The sequence below is a fragment of the Pseudomonas sp. MEJ086 genome (assembly GCF_030209025.1).
GTDB classification, from domain to species: Bacteria; Pseudomonadota; Gammaproteobacteria; order Pseudomonadales; family Pseudomonadaceae; genus Aquipseudomonas; species Aquipseudomonas fulva_A.
In genome coordinates this window covers 89,133-106,778 of the sequence record NZ_JARVSV010000005.1, presented here as the reverse complement: position 1 = coordinate 106,778, position 17,646 = coordinate 89,133, and the positions used below count along the sequence as shown (strand labels likewise).

General features: G+C 63.3%; 12 protein-coding genes. 8 read left to right on the top strand and 4 right to left on the bottom strand.

Annotation, left to right across the window (positions count from 1 at the left end):
- Positions 1-231 precede the first annotated feature (231 nt).
- The 3 genes from QRN22_RS03115 (at position 232) to QRN22_RS03105 (ending at position 2,861) form a co-directional block, all read left to right on the top strand.
- The gene (locus QRN22_RS03115) at positions 232-624 is read left to right on the top strand and encodes a YkgJ family cysteine cluster protein (protein WP_042554281.1); all 393 of its coding nucleotides are present in this window, start codon (positions 232-234) and stop codon (positions 622-624) included.
- Between the two features lie 97 nt (positions 625-721).
- Positions 722-1,792 carry a serine hydrolase gene (locus QRN22_RS03110; RefSeq protein WP_052493809.1) on the top strand — a complete coding sequence of 357 codons (1,071 nt, stop codon included), beginning with the start codon at positions 722-724 and terminating at the stop codon, positions 1,790-1,792.
- Positions 1,793-1,802: 10 nt separating this feature from the next.
- Positions 1,803-2,861, top strand: a complete 1,059-nt coding sequence (locus tag QRN22_RS03105; RefSeq protein WP_231570166.1) for a serine hydrolase — start codon at positions 1,803-1,805, stop codon at positions 2,859-2,861.
- Positions 2,862-2,915: 54 nt separating this feature from the next.
- On the opposite strand, the gene QRN22_RS03100 is transcribed toward QRN22_RS03105, so the two are convergent.
- From QRN22_RS03100 to thiI, 4 genes are all read right to left on the bottom strand, one after another.
- A complete protein-coding gene (locus QRN22_RS03100) occupies positions 2,916-4,286 on the bottom strand; it encodes a DUF3999 domain-containing protein (protein ID WP_042554280.1) in 1,371 nt (456 codons plus the stop codon).
- Entirely contained in the window at positions 4,283-7,537 is a 3,255-nt protein-coding gene (locus QRN22_RS03095; protein WP_042554279.1) for a DUF2339 domain-containing protein, read from the bottom strand. The genes QRN22_RS03100 and QRN22_RS03095 overlap by 4 nt, the downstream gene beginning before the upstream one ends.
- Positions 7,538-7,831: 294 nt before the next feature.
- Entirely contained in the window at positions 7,832-9,652 is a 1,821-nt protein-coding gene (gene typA, locus QRN22_RS03090) for a translational GTPase TypA (RefSeq protein WP_042554278.1), read from the bottom strand.
- A gap of 173 nt (positions 9,653-9,825) precedes the next feature.
- Positions 9,826-11,280, bottom strand: a complete 1,455-nt coding sequence (gene thiI, locus QRN22_RS03085; RefSeq protein WP_042554277.1) for a tRNA uracil 4-sulfurtransferase ThiI — start codon at positions 11,278-11,280, stop codon at positions 9,826-9,828.
- 330 nt (positions 11,281-11,610) lie between these two features.
- Here thiI and glnA point away from each other — a divergent pair, with 330 nt between their 5' ends.
- The 5 genes from glnA to ntrC all read left to right on the top strand — a co-directional run bounded on the left by glnA (position 11,611) and on the right by ntrC (position 17,281).
- Positions 11,611-13,017, top strand: a complete 1,407-nt coding sequence (gene glnA / locus QRN22_RS03080) for a glutamate--ammonia ligase (RefSeq protein ID WP_042554276.1) — start codon at positions 11,611-11,613, stop codon at positions 13,015-13,017.
- A gap of 170 nt (positions 13,018-13,187) precedes the next feature.
- Positions 13,188-13,715: a DUF4124 domain-containing protein gene (locus tag QRN22_RS03075; RefSeq protein WP_042554275.1), complete on the top strand. Its 528-nt coding sequence runs from the start codon at positions 13,188-13,190 to the stop codon at positions 13,713-13,715.
- A 5-nt stretch (positions 13,716-13,720) separates the two neighbouring features.
- Complete coding sequence (locus QRN22_RS03070; RefSeq protein ID WP_042554335.1) at positions 13,721-14,344, top strand: DUF4124 domain-containing protein; 624 nt, start codon at positions 13,721-13,723, stop codon at positions 14,342-14,344.
- Between the two features lie 418 nt (positions 14,345-14,762).
- Complete coding sequence (gene glnL, locus QRN22_RS03065) at positions 14,763-15,848, top strand: nitrogen regulation protein NR(II) (RefSeq protein WP_042554274.1); 1,086 nt, start codon at positions 14,763-14,765, stop codon at positions 15,846-15,848.
- Positions 15,845-17,281 (top strand): nitrogen regulation protein NR(I), encoded by a 1,437-nt coding sequence (gene ntrC, locus QRN22_RS03060; protein ID WP_042554273.1) that lies wholly within the window; start codon positions 15,845-15,847, stop codon positions 17,279-17,281. Before glnL ends, ntrC begins: the two co-directional genes overlap by 4 nt.
- Positions 17,282-17,646 lie beyond the last annotated feature (365 nt).

Genomic DNA, 17,646 nt, shown 5'->3' with positions numbered 1-17,646 from the left:
CACAGGGCCTGACGCCGCGCCGCCGATCCGAAAGGCGAGCCTCTGGGGCGGCAGATCGGTACGGCGGAACGCGCGCGCTAAGATACTGCAAATCACCTGCTTTTCAGGAGGTTTTTATCGCCTTGCCCACCTGAAAATGTGCGCATGGACTCACCAGCCGGCGGATGCCTGTTCACAAATTCGCCAACATCGTTATTATCGCGCGCCGCCAACCACGCGAAACCTCCCGAGATGAAAAGCAATCTGATCGCCGCTGCGGAAATAGACCGCCTCGATACCTGGGCGCGCTATACCGCCGACATGTGCCACAGCTGCATTTCCAGCTGCTGTCAGTTGCCGGTCGAGGTACGCATCGCCGACCTGATCCGCATTGGCGTGGTCGACGAATTCGAGCGCGGCGATCCGCCGAAGAACATCGCCAAGCGCCTGCAGAAGGACGGTCTGGTCGAGCGTTTCAGCCAGAAGACCGGGATCTTCACCCTGACGCGCATGAGCAACAACGATTGCTACTACCTGGATCGCAAGAGCCGGCTGTGCACCATCTACGAACGCCGTCCGGATACCTGCCGCAATCACCCGAAGATCGGCCCGCGCCCGGGCTACTGCGCGTGGCGACCGAAGTAGGCCTGCAACTTCCGGTTACCCGCCTGCTTGAACACCCCGGCGCACTCGCGCCTCGAATCCTCCACAGCCGGCTCGCACCGCCACCCGGAGGATTCGCATGCACCACCGCCCACTCCTGTATCCCGCGCTCGTCACCCTTGCCCTGCTGACCAGCCCTGCGTCGGCCGACGGCCAGCGACCTGGCTGGCAAGAGCCGCTGCTGGAGCGCTTGCAGACGCTGGCGGCCAAGCAGGACGGCGAACTCGGCGTTTACGTGAAGGATCTGCACAGCAACCTCGCCGTGACGCTGCATGCCGAAGAACTCTGGTACATGGCCTCGGGCATCAAGGTGCCGGTGGCCATTGCCGTGCTGAGGGGCGTGGAACGTGGTGACTGGAACCTCGACAGCCGCCTGACACTGGCCGCCGATGACTTCGTCGATGGCGCTGGCAGCACCAATCAGTACGGGCCGGGCGAACGCCTGAGCGTAGGCTTTCTGCTCGAGCAGATGATCATTTACAGCGACAACACCGCCACCGACCGCCTGATTCGTCTGGCTGGCCTGGATGCGGTGAACGCACTGGTCGGCGAACTGGTGTCCGAGGGCTTCGAGCCCATCACCACGCTGGGCGATGTGCGTCGGCATATCTACCGCGAGTTGCACCCTTCAGCGGAGCACCTTGGCGGTCGCGACCTGCTGCGCCTGCGCCAGGCCCGCAAGGATGGCGAGCGACTGGACAGGCTAGCGTCGCTGCTCGGCGTGCCACGCAAGGAGCTGGCGCCCATCAGCCTGAGTACCGCCTACGCCAACTACTACCGCAGCAACCTCAATGCCGCGCGGCTCAGCGCCTATGGCGAGTTGCTCGAGCGATTGGCCGACGGCCAGGCATTGGGTGCCGAACAAACCAGGTACCTGCTCGGCGTCATGGGTCGGGTGAAGACCGGCAGCAAACGCATCGTCGCCGGCCTGCCGGACGATGCCCGTTTCGCTCACAAGACCGGCACCCAGCGCGAGCGCATCTGCGATTCAGGGTTGATCGAGACGCCCGCTCGCGGTTCGGCCCAACCGGTGTTGATCGTCGCCTGCGTACAAGGCGAACCCTCCCTGGCCAAGGCCGAGCGCAGCTTGCGCCAGGTTGGCGAAGCGCTGACCGCGTCCGGCGTGCTGCAACGTGACGCACTCAATTGAGGATATTCCCGTGAAGGTATGGCTGGCTGGTACTGCTCTGCTCGGTTGCGCGGCCGTTTCCCTGTGGCTGTGGGCCGCCCCGCAACACGACGAACGCTTCGACGCGCTGCAGCAGCGCCTCGGCGAGCTCGACGAGGCCTCCCCCGGGCGGCTCGGCGTCTACCTGTTACGCCCTGCCGATGGTAGCCAGCTGAACTACCATGCCGATCGAGCCTGGTACCTGGCTTCGGCCACCAAGGCTGCGATAGCCATTGCCGTGCTGCAGGAAGTCGATGCGGGAAACCTGCAGCTCGACCAGCAGATAACCCTGGAAGAAAGTGACCGCGTGGATGGTTCCGGCGGCCTGGTCTGGGAGGATGCGGGTGCCCGCTACAGCGTGCGCGAGCTGATCCGCGAAATGCTTCAGGAAAGCGACAATACCGCCGCGGACATGTTGATTCGGGTGATCGGCGAGGACCTGCTCAACCGTCGCATCAACGACGCGTCGGGCGGTGATTTCGGCCAGATCACCACGCTGCTGCGGGTACGCCACGAACTGTACGGACAACTGCACCCGGACGCCCGCTCGCTGGAAAACCGCAAGATCGTCGAAATCGCCGCGGCACCGTTAGGCCCCCAGCGCGTCGAGGCGGTAGCCAATGTGCTGGACCTGCAGACCGATCAGCTCGAGATCAGTGACCTCGATGAAGCCTATAGCCGCTACTACGATAGCGGCCTGAACAGCGCCACCCTGGTCGCCTACGGTCAGTTGCTGGGCAAGCTGGCGACAGGCGACCTGCTGAACGGCGACAGTTCGGCGCTGCTGTACGACATCATGGGGCTGGGTGGTTACGACGCCTACCGCCTGGAGGCTGGCCTGAACGAGGACCTGCCCTTCATACAGAAAACCGGCACCCAGCAGCACCGCGCGTGCCACATGGGCATCGCCAATCCGCAGGATGAAAGGGCTCTGGTCATCGTCGCCTGCGCCGAGGATCTCGACGAGAACGACGAGGCCGGCACGCTGTTCGAGCAGGTCGGAGAGGCGATCGATGAACTGCTGCTGAACGCCGCGCCAGCCCGAGCCTGAGCACCGCGCCCCACAGGGCGCAAGCCATCCTGCCTTGCGCTCCTGGTATGCCGGTCAGGAGCGCTTTGCGGACGCGCGCAACAGGCTGGACGCCATCAGCACCAGCACGCCGACGCCAACCAGCAACACAGCCCACAGGCCGATGCGTTTCCAGTCGACCCCTGGCTTCGCCGGGGCGGCCGCGGGCGCTACCTCGACGTCCGCGATCGCGCCGCTGATGGTGGCCTGGCCCATGCCCTCCAGGCGCTGCGAGTGGAAACCGGGTACCAGGGTGGTGACCGGCAGGCTGCCAGCCTGGGCATCCACCCGGCCAAGGGCCAACTGATAGGGTGGATTGCCACGGGCCAGAAACAGCAGCTCGGTAGCGCGCATGGCCACGCTCAGACGCGGCTCGCTTTGCCCAAGGCCACCGCCGCGGCTGTCGACCTGCAAGCGCAATTGGCTGACCGGCAATTGCGGCAACTCGACCTGATCCTGCACCACCTCGTGGCCATCGATGGGCAAACGGTAAAGAACCGAGCGTGCCAGCGGCGTCCATGGCGCAGCGCTGTCCCTGCGCCCCTGCAGCGACACCGGAGCCAGGCTGTTGGCCTGCTCGACCTCGATACGCAGACGCTCGAGGGGCAAGGCCAGCGGCAATGTCCAGGTAACGCCCTGCTCACCCGCCTGACCTTGCAGCGCTGCGGACCAGATCAGCGTTGCCGGTTCGGCAGTGCTGCGCGTGCCGCTGACGCTGGCAGCGCCGAGGCTCACCGCCTGCTCCGGCGCCAGCCAGAGCAGGCGCAGGTAGCGCGCCCGGGTGGGCGGCAATTCCACTTCGCTCTTGTCGATGCGTTCGCCATTGAAACTCAGCTGGGCGATCTGCCCCTCTCCCAGTGGCCGCCAGTGATCCAGATCATCGCTGGCCTCGATGCTGAAGCGCTGAAAACCTTCGCTCTCGGCACTCCACTGCAGATGCAGGCGCTGCAGCGGAAAGTCCGTGGCACTGGCATCCAGCAACCAGCCTCGCAATACCTCGGCAGTGGCAGAGGACTCGGCGCCCGCGTTGAGCTCGATGATCGAGCCATCATCGCCACGCTGCACGCGCAACGTCGGCACGGCGTCGCGGCGCCCCGCCGGACCATGCAGCGGAAACAGGCGCAGATCGGCACGCTGCTGGCTCTCGGCGAAGCGCTGCGCACCGGGAATCAGGCTGTAGGCCAGACGCTCACCTGCGCCATTGAACACGCGCAGGTCGCGAAAGTCGGCATACCTGGCGGCGAAATGAGCCTCCATCGGCAACTGCACCCGATACCAGGGCCCCTCTCCGCTCAGGGTAAGCGGCACGGTCACGGCATAATCGCCGGGGGTTTCTCTGACATCCGCGGCCACCGCAGCCAGGCTCAGGCTCAGCGCAAGCAGCGCAACTGCGCTACGCAGGCTCATGCCGACACCTCCGCTGCACGCTGCTGGCGGGGCGGCAGCGGGGCGAAATAGCCTACCACCAACAACAGTACGCCGACGCCGATGAAGGAGATGATCCGTTCCAGGCTGCCGCTGTTGCCCAGATCGACGAAGAACAGCTTCACGACCACCACCGCGATCAGCGCCGCGCCCGTCATCCACAGATCACGACGAGCGCGCAGGTGTCCGAAGATGGTCAGGCTCAGGGCGATCAGTGTCCAGACGATGGACAGGCCAGCCTGCACCAGGCGCGAATCGATCAAGGCATCCATCTGGAACGGCACCTGCCCCCAATGGAATGCGGTGCGACAGACCATCATGGTCAACAGCGCGAACAACGAGGCGCCGATCACCGCCTGGGCCGCCAATTGCATCTGCCGCGAGTCGACAGGCAACGCGGCCAACCCGTCCCGGGCCCAACGCTGTACGGCGAAGAGCACGAACAGCATGCCCATTTCCAGGGGGTTGAGCAGCGGCACGTAGGGCAGCGGCTCCGCAGAACCGTCACTGAGCAGATTGACTAGCCAGAACCAGCCCAGCAGAAGGACTGCCACCGGTATGGCCGCATAGCTGCGGTACTCCTGTGGATAAGCCGCTACCGGCCAGGGCAACGCGCGGCGCAGGCTCATCAGCATCAGGAAGGCACAGGGCACCAGTACCCAGCCCAGCCAGCGCCAGGCGTTGTAGTGTTCGGCCAGGGCAGAGAACAGGAAGCGCAGTTCCAGCGCCAGTATGCCCAGCAACAACCAGCAACCGAGCACGTGGCCGATCCGGATCAATGCCTCCGGAGCCAGCCCCTGAACGCGGCGCAGCATCAGGAAATGCAGGGCGAACAGCGCTGGCCAGGCAAGCCAGCCGAGCGCCGCCAACGGGTGATAGCCAAGGTGCCAGGTGAGCAGCACGACACCGAATCCCAACGGCACCAGCGCCAGGCTGAACACCGCCAGTGCTGGCCAGCGCTGACGCACGGCGAACAGGGTAGTAACGGCCAGGCTGACCACGGCAACCAGCAGGAATCCGTGCCCCTGCAGGTCGTCCGGCACGAAACGCGAAATTTCGCTCAGCGCTGCCATTAACCACCAGGCCGCGCACCAGAACAACGCCACGTGCGACAACTCCTGCAAGTCCAGCGGCAGAAGATCGGAGCGGATCACACGCGCCGCGAGGTGCAGGCGCCAGGCGCAGAACAGGCCCGCCAAGGCCAGCAGCGCAGGCGCCCAGAACGTCAGGTGGGCCAGCGGTCGCAGGGCCTCGGCGACCCCGCTCTGACCAAGGCCGTCACTGAAGGTCAGGTAGATCATCCCACCAAGCACCTGCACGACGAAGGCACTGATCAGCACGCTGCGCGCCCCCAGATACAGCCCGGCGAGCAGCGTCGCCACGCCCGCCACGGCCCAGGCGGCGGCAGTGCCGTAGGGGCCGAAGCACAGAGGCCCCATCAGGTAGAGAAATGCCAGACCGACGCAGGCCAGCACCGGTTGCAGCTGACGCTCGCGATCCGCCACCCGATCGCCTGCACCACGCACCTGCAGGAAGCTGAACAGCAGGGCCACACCGAGCATCAGCGCGCCAAGTGCCGAGCCCTCGAGCAAGGGCTCATCGCCGAAGCGCAGGCCCCACAGGTACGCCACTGCAGCACCCACCTGCAGCAGCAGGGCGAACAGACGCGCGAACAGCCGTTGCTGACGCACTGCCAGCCAGTACAGGCCAGCACCCTCGACCGCCCAGGCCGCGGACGTCCAGCGCGCATCCAGACCCAGTGGAATGGCCAGGGTGGCGAAGATCACGCCCAGCGCCAGGCAGGTTTCCATCAACAGCACGGCACGCCCTGGCGCACGCGCAACCAGTACCCGGGCCAGCAGCATGTACAGCAGGCCCATGGCCAGGGCGCTGAAAGCAGGACCGAAAGGCAGGTGCTGAACCACCGCGTATTGCAGACCGAAGCCCACCAGCGGCGTACCGAACAGCACGCTGCCATCGACGTAACCGGCCTGACGCGCCGACCACTTGAGCAGCGCCTCGCGGGAGTCGTTTTCTGGCTCGGTCGGTGCCTCGAGCAGGCGCCGCCGGGCGAACAGCAGGCCGATGGCGACGTACATCAGGAAGAACAGCAGCAGGAACGCCTGGGTGCTGGGCCACAGGTCCGTGGTGTAGGAGCGCAGGCCCCAGGCCAGGCCGATACCGAAGGTGCCGACGAAACCGATCAGATTGAGCTCGCGCCAGGCCTTGAACCAGGCGATGGCGAAGATCCCGGCGTTGAGCAGGGCGAAATAGCTGAACAGGGCGACGTGACTACCACCACCACTGGAGGCCAGGATCGGTGCGGCGAAACCGCCCAGCGCCGCCGCCGCGGCCAGGCCACGGGCGTCCTGCAGGATGGCCAGCACGGCCGAGCAGAGGGTCACCACCACCAGCAGCACCATGGCCACCTGCGGGGAAAGCAGAGGATGCAAACGCATGGCCGCGAATACCGTCAGGTACAACACGGCGATCCCCCCGCCCTGCATCAGCAAGGCATAGGCAGGTCGCCGCTGACGCAACCACCAGCCCAGTGCCAGCAGCGCGATCGCCGCCAGCGCCACTGCTGCGTAGCGCAACTCGATGGCCACCACCACCCGCTCCGAGGCGTAGCGCAGCAGGAAAGCCAGGCCCAGGAACAGCAGCACCAGCCCCACGCGCAATACGGTGTTGCCGCCGAGCAGCCAGTCTCGCGCCGCAGTGATGCCACGTTCGAGCCAGGTCGGCGCCGGCGGCTCGGCGCCCTGCCCGGCAGCCGGTAGAGGCGTCGCGACAAGTAGCTCCAAGGTGGGCTGCGGGCTCACCTGTGCAGGTGGTGCAGCCGGCTTGGCAGCATGCAGTACCAGGTCGAGTTCCCACTCACGCTCGACGGTCGGCGCGACAGGCGCCGCAGCGGCAGACTCCACAGGAGTCCGGACTGGCGCTACGTCGGGCTGTTCGGGCAGCGTATCGGTGCGCGGCTGCGCAGCGCCCTGCTCCAGGCGCAGGAGGCGCTCGTGCAGGTCGCCGGTGCCATGGTTGAAGCGGGCAATCAGCTCCGCCAGAGATTTACGCAGCGCCTCATGCTGAAGCTTCAGCGCATGCAGCGCGAGCGCCTGCCCTGCCGCCAGCCCAAGCAGGGCACCCAGCGCCGCCCCGGCCATCGCTTCGCCATTCGTCGCGCCCAGCAACAGCGCGCCGAGCACCAGTCCGACCAGCATGAAAATCCACTGCATGCACTCGCATCCTTGAAGAGAAAACCATCCATGCCGGGCGCAGGCCTGACAGACCCCGCAGTATATGGGCTTCACACGTTCAGATGATGGCGTCGCTCACAATTGTGGACGACGGCAATGGAACGGCAAAACCCGGCAATTTTTTCGCACCGATACTGACAACGTGAAAGGTGACTTGTCATGGCAGCGGGCAAGATTTCCGGGTGCGCCTGCCGTTGTCAGCGCGATCACCGCCCACAAAAAAGCCCCCGCAGGCTCACGCCGGCGGGGGCTCTCTAGTCAGCTAGAACCGGATCAGTTCTTGGCTTTCTTGGCAGCGCGGGTGCGCTCGCCTTCGTCGAGGATCTTCTTGCGAAGACGGATCGACTTCGGCGTCACTTCGCACAGCTCGTCGTCCTGGATGAATTCCAGAGCCTGCTCCAGAGTGAAGCGGACCGGCGGAACCAGAGCGATGGTTTCGTCCTTACCCGAAGCACGCATGTTGTCGAGCTTCTTGCCTTTGGTTGGGTTGACGCCCAGGTCGTTGTCGCGGCTGTTCAGACCGATGATCTGACCGTTGTAGATCTCCTGGCCGTGCTCGACGAACAGCTTGCCGCGCGCCTGCAGGGTTTCCAGGGAGTAGGTCAGCGCCTTGCCGGTATCGATCGACACCAGTACGCCGTTCTGACGACCGGACATGTGGCCCGACTTCATCACGTCGTAACGGTCGAAGATCGAGGTCAGGATGCCTGCACCGTTGGTCAGGGTCAGGAAGGCGTTACGGAAGCCGATCAGACCACGCGCCGGGATGTTGTATTCCAGACGTACGCGACCTTTGCCATCCGGCACCATGTTGCTCAGGTCGCCTTTACGCAGACCCATTTCTTCCATGACCTTGCCCTGGGATTCTTCCGGGATGTCGATGGTGACGTTTTCGTACGGCTCGTGCTTGGCACCGTCGACTTCACGGATGATCACTTCCGGACGACCAACGCCCATTTCGAAGCCTTCGCGGCGCATGTTCTCGATCAGTACCGACAGGTGCAGTTCACCACGGCCGGAGACCTTGAATTTGTCGGCCGAGTCGCCTTCTTCAACGCGCAGGGCAACGTTGTACAGCAGCTCCTTGTCCAGGCGCTCCTTGATGTTACGGCTGGTGACGAACTTGCCTTCCTTGCCGCAGAACGGCGAATCGTTGACCTGGAAGGTCATGGATACGGTCGGCTCGTCGACGGTCAGCGGGGTCATCGCTTCGACGTTGTTCTGGTCGCACAGGGTGTCGGAGATGAACAGCTCGTCCATGCCGCTGACGCAGACGATGTCGCCGGCGGTGGCCTCTTCGACGTCCACACGGTGCAGACCGTGGTGGCCCATCAGCTTGAGAATACGGCCGTTACGCTTCTTGCCGTTGACGTCGATGGCGGTAACCGGAGTGTTCGGCTTGACGCGACCACGGGCGATACGGCCAACACCGATGATGCCCAGGAAGCTGTTGTAGTCCAGTGCCGAGATCTGCATCTGGAACGGACCGTCGATGTCGACGTTCGGCGCGGGAACGTGGTCGACGATGGCCTGGTACAGCGGGGCCAGGTCTTCAGCCATGTCGGTGTGATCCAGACCGGCGATGCCGTTCAGGGCCGAGGCGTAGACAACCTGGAAGTCCAGCTGTTCTTCGGTGGCACCGAGGTTGTCGAACAGGTCGAAGATCTGGTCCATGACCCAATCCGGACGCGCGCCCGGACGGTCGATCTTGTTGATCACCACGATCGGACGCAGGCCGGCTTCGAAGGCCTTCTTGGTCACGAAACGGGTTTGCGGCATCGGGCCGTCCTGGGCGTCAACGACCAGCAGCACGGAGTCGACCATCGACATCACGCGCTCTACTTCACCGCCGAAGTCGGCGTGGCCGGGGGTGTCGACGATGTTGATGCGGTAGTTGTTCCACTTGATGGCGGTGTTCTTGGCCAGAATGGTAATGCCGCGCTCTTTCTCCTGGTCGTTGCTGTCCATCACGCGCTCGTCGTTGAGCTCGCTGCGCTCCAGGGTGCCGGACTGACGCAGCAGGGCGTCAACCAGGGTGGTCTTACCATGGTCAACGTGGGCGATGATGGCGATGTTGCGTAGATTCTCGATCACAGTAGTGGTCTCGTAGGTTGGGTCGGGCTACCCAGCAGTTGCATTCAGCGGCCCAACGCGAAAAATCGGGATTAAGGATAAAGGCAGTCTGTTAACGATGTGTGGCGACAAACTCGTCGCCAATCGGGTCGGGAGGGCGATGGCGGATGCTGCCGCCATTGAGCCCGGGCGTCTTATGCCGGACGATAAACGCGCACATTGGCATGTCCCTCGCTCAGCAGGTGGTGGGCATGCAGGCGACTCATCACCCCTCGGTCGCAATACAGGAGGTACTGGCGGCTAGCGTCCAGTTCCTTGAAACGGTTGTTGATGGCATAGAACGGCATGGCCTGCAGGTCGATACCGGCGAGCTCGAGCGGCTCGTCCTCGACCTGATCGGGGTGACGAATATCGATCACCACGTGGCCCGGCAACGCCTCGGCGACTTCCTCGACCTGCACGTCCTGGCCCAGCTCTTCGATCACCCGATCGATAGCGATCAGGCGTGCCCGCTCGAGGGCGCGCTCGAGCACGGCCATGTCGAACTGCTCTTCTTCATAAACGACGCGATTGGGCTTGGCTTTGGTGGTCGGGTTCACCGAAATCACGCCGCAGTATTCTGGCATGTGCCGGGCGAACTCGGCGGTGCCGATAGCCTCGGCGGTATCGATGATGTCCTGTTTATGGCTGGTGATCAGCGGGCGCAGTACCAGCTTGTCGGTGACCGAATCGATCACCGAGAGGTTCGGCAGGGTCTGGCTGGATACCTGGCTGATCGCTTCACCGGTGACCAGCGCATCGATCTGCAGGCGATCGGCCAGACGGCTGGCGACGCGCAGCATCATACGCTTGAGGGTCACGCCCATGTAGCTGTTGTCGACCTTGCCGAGAATCTCGCCGAGCACTTCCTCGAACGGCACGCTGATGAACAGCACGCGCTGCGAGCGACCGTACTTCTGCCACAGATAATGGGCGACTTCCATCACGCCCAGTTCGTGGGCACGACCACCGAGATTGAAGAAACAGAAATGGGTCATCAGGCCGCGGCGCATGATCTGGTAAGCGGCGACGGTAGAGTCGAAACCACCGGACATCAGCACCAGAGTCTGCTCCAGCGAGCCCAGCGGATAACCGCCCATGCCCGGATGCTGGTGATGAATGACGAACAGGCGCTGATCGCGGATCTCGATGCGCACCTCGATCTCGGGCTTCTTCAGGTCGATACCTGCAGCGCCGCATTGCTGGCGCAACTGGCTGCCGACATGACGCTCGACATCGATGGAGGAGAAAGAATGCCGGCCACCGCGCTTGCAGCGCACTGAAAAGATCTTGCCCGGCAGCAGGTCGCCGTAATGAAGCTTGCACTTTTCGACGATATCGTCGAAGTCGCCCAACGGGTATTCGTCGATCTGCAGAAAATGCACGATGCCCGGCACGCAGCTAAGGCGCTCCACGAGCTCGTGCAGAAGCCTGGCCTCGGTGACCTCGGTCTTCACTTCCAGATTGTCCCAGACACCGGTCACCTGCAGTTGCGGATCGAGATCACGCGTGACTGCACGGATGTTCTTGGCCAACTGCCGGATGAAGTTCTTGCGAACCGGCGGGCTCTTGATGGTGATTTCCGGAAAGACTTTGACGATCAGTTTCATGGGAGCAAATGTCGGGCACCAGGGCCTGAAAAACAGGGGCGCGGATTATAGCGGAAATTGCTCAAGCTTTGACCAAAAATCCTCAAACATTCCGCCATCGCACCAATATCGAGCACGATGTTAAATATTCGCACCAATAAGGAGCCACGCCGATGCGCGTTGATGAGAGGATACCCGCGCCAGCGCTGGTTTTCAGGGCATGAGCCCATCACGGGGCACTGGCATGCAAATTGCTCCCTTGTGAGGCAGGGTGTCCTGGCAGACCATCTTGCCCGGCGTCACGAACTCAAAGAAGGGTCAATAGAAGACCCTATCCACCTGGAGGACAACATGTCTAAGGCTGTTCAACTGATCAAAGAACACGACGTGAAGTGGGTTGACCTGCGCTTCACCGACACCAAGGGCAAGCAGCACCACGTGACCATGCCGGCCCGTGATGCCCTGGACGACGAATTCTTCGAAGTCGGCAAGATGTTCGACGGTTCCTCCATCCATGGCTGGAAAGGCATCGAAGCCTCCGACATGATCCTGCTGCCGGATGACAGCACTGCCGTTCTCGACCCGTTCACCGAAGAGCCGACCCTGATCCTGGTCTGCGACATCATCGAGCCGAGCACCATGCAAGGCTACGATCGTGACCCGCGCTCCATCGCTCGTCGCGCCGAGGAATACCTGAAAACCACCGGTATCGGTGACACCGTATTCGTAGGCCCGGAGCCAGAGTTCTTCATCTTCGACGAAGTGAAGTTCAAGTCCGACATCTCCGGCTCCATGTTCAAGATCTACTCCGAACAAGGCTCCTGGAACACCGACGCCGACATCGAAGGCGGCAACAAGGGCCACCGCCCAGCCGTCAAAGGTGGTTACTTCCCGGTTCCGCCGTGCGACCACGACCACGAAATCCGTACTGCCATGTGTAATGCCATGGAAGAAATGGGCCTGGTCATCGAAGTTCACCACCACGAAGTGGCGACTGCCGGTCAGAACGAAATCGGCGTGAAGTTCAACACCCTGGTGGCCAAGGCCGACGAAACCCAGACCCTGAAGTACTGCGTGCACAACGTGGCCGATGCCTACGGCAAAACCGCTACCTTCATGCCGAAGCCGCTGTATGGCGACAACGGTTCGGGCATGCACGTGCACATCTCGGTTTCCAAAGACGGCAAGAACACCTTCGCCGGTGAAGGCTATGCCGGCCTGTCGGAAACCGCGCTGTACTTCATCGGCGGCATCATCAAGCACGGTAAGGCCCTGAACGGCTTCACCAACCCGTCGACCAACTCCTACAAGCGTCTGGTTCCAGGCTTCGAAGCGCCGGTCATGCTGGCCTACTCGGCTCGCAACCGTTCCGCCTCGATCCGTATCCCATACGTTTCCAGCCCGAAAGCCCGCCGCATCGAAGCGCGCTTCCCGGATCCGGCTGCCAACCCCTACCTGGCCTTCGCAGCACTGCTGATGGCCGGCCTGGACGGCATCCAGAACAAGATCCACCCTGGCGACGCTGCGGACAAGAACCTGTACGACCTGCCGCCGGAAGAAGGCAAGCTGATCCCGCAGGTTTGCGGCAGCCTGAAAGAAGCCCTGGAAGAGCTGGACAAGGGCCGCGCATTCCTGACCAAGGGCGGCGTATTCTCCGACGACTTCATCGATGCCTACATCGAGCTGAAATCGGAAGAAGAAATCAAGGTGCGCACTTTCGTGCACCCGCTGGAATACGACCTGTACTACAGCGTCTAAACCAGCCTCGCTGCACATAGCGGCGTGACAGAAACCTCCCCAGCTCTGCCGGGGAGGTTTTTTTATGCCTGCCATTTCATGGGCGAGTGCAAATCCTTGGCGTCGCACGCTTGCCAGCGCGCCGCCGCGGTGCAAGGCTACTCACATCATCCAGATCGGAGACCGGCCCCATGCGCCGCACGCTCGCTTGCCTGTTGCTGATACTGGCCCTGCCGGTCAGCGCACAGATCTACAAGTACACCGATACCAACGGCAACACGGTGTTCACCAATCAGCCCCCCGAGGGCACCAAGGCCGAGAGTGTCGAGCTGAAGCCGATCAATACCACGGAGCCGGCGGCAGCGCCCGCGCAGCCGGCCACGCCGCGACTGAGTGAGATGCCTCAGAACCCTTATCAGATACTGGCGCTGCGCGACCTGCCCAGTGACGAAGCGCTACGCGCCAACAACGGCACCTTCTCGGTAGGCGTCACCATCGAGCCCCGCCTGGGCCCCGGCCACAGCCTGCGCCTGATACTGGATGGAAAACCCTATGGCTCGCCCAGTAACGTGCCGCGCCTGCAGGTGAATCAGATTGACCGTGGCGAGCACAGCCTGGCGGTTGCCGTCATGCAGGGCGAGCAGATCGTCCAGCAAAGCGAAACGCGCACCTTCACGGTGCAACGCACCAGCACCAACAGCCCGGCCCGAGGTAAGTGATCGCCATGCGCGCCCTGCTTTTCGGCCTTTTGCTGATCGCCCTGCCCTGCCTCGCCCAGGTTTATACCTATGTGGATGCAGAGGGTAACCGCGTGTTCACCGATAAACCGCGAGACGGCAACGCCCAGCAGGTGCAGATGGCACCATCCAACCGCATCGAGCCTGCGCAAACGCGCAGCACGACCCCTGCCGCACCAGTCGCACCCCAGCCGGTGCTTGGCTACGAGCTGCTGAGAATCACCATTCCGCAACCGGACGCGACCATCAACGACAACGCCGGCAACCTGATCGTCACCGTCAACAGCGACCCGGCTCTGCACCCGGGCCATAGCTATCGCCTGCTACTGGACGGCCAACCGGTCGGCAGCGCCGGGCGTAGCCCGGTATTCCCCCTCGAGAACGTCGACCGAGGCACTCACCAGATTGCCGTGGAAATCATCACCGAGGGCGGCATCATCGTCGAGCGCACGCCCAGCCAGCCTTTCCACATGAAGCGGGTAACCCTGGCCCAGAAGCGCAAGGTCCGCCCCTGCGAGAAAACCGACTACGGCGTGCGTCCGGAATGCCCGCTCAAGGACAAGCCGAAAGAGGAAGACAAGGGCATCATCAGCATCCTGCCTTTCCTGTAATACCCGCCGCGGCGACACGACCGGCACCGCAAGATACTCCGCCTCAAATCACTTCGCACCAATAAGGTGCGCATCAACGCACCTATTTCTATACTCGTCCCAAATTGGCACACGACGATTTTCATCGTTGCGCCGAAAAGTTGCCAAATCCGGCCCATTGCGCCTTTGCGCGCGTCTTTAGAGGGCTTTGGTTTGCTTCTTGCATTTTCTCCCGCACTGCCGGATGGCCCGAGGTGCGCCTCGACCGCCATACCCTCCGGCCCTTCTGCTGTAAACCGCACGAGGAACGAATTTTGGCTGGCCCACACCCGCAACGAGACACGCCAAGCTGCGCCACGTTGCCAGACAACGGCCATCGCCTTGTCCAGACATCCCCTGCTGGCGGATGCACTGCGGGCAAGCCCCTGGAGCTTGCCCGATGATCATCAATGAAGCCCTGCACCGCCTGCTGCTCGACAACCTGACCACAGCCACGCTGCTGCTCAATGCCGACCTGCGCCTGGAATACATGAACCCTGCCGCCGAAATGCTTCTGGCCGTCAGCGGTCAACGCAGCCACGGCCAGTTCATCAGCGAACTGTTCACCGAAACCCGCGAAGCCCTGGGCGCTCTGCGCCAGGCGGTCGCCGAGGCGCATCCGTTCAACAAACGCGAGGCCGTGCTGACCACCCAGACCGGCCAGAGCCTGACCGTCGACTACGCCGTCACGCCCGTACTCAGCCGCGGCGAAACCATGCTGCTGCTCGAGGTGCATCCTCGTGATCGCCTGCTGCGCATCACCAAGGAAGAAGCCCAGCTCTCCAAGCAGGAGACCACCAAACTGCTGGTCCGCGGCCTGGCCCACGAAATCAAGAACCCGCTGGGCGGCATTCGCGGCGCGGCCCAGTTGCTGGCCCGCGAGCTGCCGGAGGAAAGCCTCAAGGATTACACCAACGTCATCATCGAAGAGTCGGACCGCCTGCGCAATCTGGTCGATCGCATGCTCGGCTCCAACAAGCTGCCATCGCTGGCGGTCACCAATGTGCACGAAGTACTGGAACGCGTCGCCAGCCTGGTCGAAGCCGAGAGCCAGGGCAGCATCGTGCTGGTGCGCGACTATGACCCGAGCATCCCGGACCTGATCATCGACCGCGAACAGATGATCCAGGCCGTACTCAACATCGTGCGCAATGCCATGCAGGCGATAGGCTCCAAGCCCGACCTGCGCCCTGGGCGCATCACCCTGCGCACGCGCACCTTGCGGCAGTTCACCATTGGCTACATTCGCCATCGCCTGGTGACCAAGATCGAAATCATCGACAACGGTCCGGGTATCGCGCCTGAACTGCAGGAAACCATCTTCTATCCCATGGTCAGCGGGCGTGCCGACGGCACCGGGCTGGGCCTGGCGATTACCCAGAACATCATCAGTCAGCATCAAGGCCTGATCGAATGCGAGAGCCATCCTGGCAACACCGTGTTCTCGATCTTTCTGCCGCTGGAACAAGGAGCAACTCCGACATGAGCCGCAGTGAAACCGTATGGATCGTTGACGACGACCGCTCCATCCGCTGGGTCCTGGAAAAGGCCCTGCAGCAGGAGGGCATGAGCACCCAGAGCTTCGACAGCGCCGATGGCGTGCTCGGTCGCCTGACCCGTCAGCAGCCGGACGTGATCATCTCCGACATTCGCATGCCTGGCTCCAGCGGCCTGGAGCTGCTGGCCAGAATCCGCGAGATGCACCCGCGCCTGCCGGTGATCATCATGACCGCCCATTCGGATCTGGACAGCGCCGTAGCGTCCTATCAGGGCGGCGCCTTCGAGTACCTGCCCAAACCCTTCGATGTCGACGAAGCGGTATCGCTGGTCAAGCGTGCCAATCAGCATGCCCAGGAGCAGCAGGGCCTTCACGTGCCGGTCGTACAAGCGCGCACCCCGGAAATCATCGGTGAAGCGCCGGCGATGCAGGAGGTATTCCGGGCCATCGGCCGGCTGTCGCACTCCAATATCACCGTACTGATCAATGGCGAGTCCGGTACCGGCAAGGAGCTCGTCGCTCATGCCCTGCACCGTCACAGCCCGCGGGCAGCATCGCCGTTCATTGCACTCAACATGGCGGCGATCCCCAAGGACCTGATGGAGTCCGAGCTCTTCGGCCATGAAAAAGGCGCCTTCACCGGCGCGGCCAACCAGCGGCGCGGGCGCTTCGAGCAGGCCGATGGTGGCACCCTGTTTCTCGATGAGATCGGCGACATGCCGGCCGACACCCAGACCCGCCTGCTGCGCGTGCTGGCCGATGGCGAGTTCTACCGGGTCGGCGGGCACACGCCGGTCAAGGTGGACGTACGCATCATCGCCGCTACCCACCAGAATCTGGAAAGCCTGGTCACGGCCGGCAAGTTTCGCGAAGACCTGTTCCACCGCCTCAATGTGATCCGCATCCATATCCCGCGCCTGTCCGATCGCCGCGAAGACATTCCGACCCTGGCCAGGCACTTCCTCAGCCGTGCCGCCACGGAGCTCGCGGTCGAGCCCAAGCTGCTGAAGAGCGAAACCGAGGATTACCTGCAGCAGCTGGCGTGGCCGGGCAACGTGCGCCAGTTGGAGAACACCTGCCGCTGGATCACGGTGATGGCCTCGGGGCGTGAAGTGCATGTCGACGACCTGCCGCCGGAATTGCTCGTCCAGCCCCAGGACAATGCGCCGGTCAGCAACTGGGAACAGGCACTGCGCCAGTGGGCCGATCAGGCCCTGGGCCGTGGCCAGTCGAACCTACTCGACAGCGCCGTACCGGCGTTCGAGCGGATCATGATCGAGACGGCCCTCAAGCACACCGCAGGGCGCCGCCGTGACGCGGCCATCCTGCTCGGCTGGGGCCGCAACACCCTGACCCGCAAGATCAAGGAACTGGGCATGAACGTGGACGGCTCCGAAGAAGACGACAGCGACGACAACTGAGCCGCGACCGCAACGACAGGAACGCCGCGTCCCGACCAGGGCGCGGCGTTTTTTATGAGCACCTGGAAAGCACGAACGCCCGCTCGGCGCTCCAGCGTGACAGCGGGCCATGCCCGCGATCTCGCGACACCTGCATGAATCGGTCGCCCCGTTGATTCATCGAAACCGATAGCGTGCTCGCGGGCGCGCTTGCGCTTTTGCCCAGCAGCGAGCACGGCGAATGCACGCCATCAGCGCACGAAAACCACACCCGTGCACCACCTGCGCCCAGGCTCTACGCTCGCCGATACCGCCTTGATCGACCACACGCCAACAAACACGGGGCCTACAGGTGAAAAACGAAAACTGGCACGCCATCTGCAATG